We start from the raw sequence: 281 nt of genomic DNA on the forward strand, positions 1-281 counted from the left end.
ACCAAGAACAAAACAGGTGAACGTGATCCGGAGATGCACCAAACCAAAAAAGGGAATCAATGGCACTTCGGCATGAAGGCCCACATCGGGGTTGAGGCCCGCACTGGCCTCACGCACAGCTTCACGACAACTGCCGCAAACGAGCACGATCTCAATCAGGCTGACCAGCTACTGCACGGTGAAGAGGCATTCATCTTGGCTGATGCGGGTTACCGTGGTGCCGAAAAGCGAGACGAGCTGAAAGATGTCAGTGCGGACTGGTACATCGCCGAACAGCCAGG

The 281-nt window shown here is 55.5% G+C and carries 1 protein-coding gene; it reads left to right on the forward strand.

Annotated features, from left to right (window positions below; translation table 11 throughout):
- Nucleotides 1-281: transposase (locus H1S06_RS00260; RefSeq protein ID WP_181736289.1), on the forward strand; the 281-nt coding region annotated here is incomplete at both ends.

The organism is Marinobacterium marinum (assembly GCF_013868415.1).
GTDB classification, from domain to species: Bacteria; Pseudomonadota; Gammaproteobacteria; order Pseudomonadales; family Balneatricaceae; genus Marinobacterium; species Marinobacterium marinum.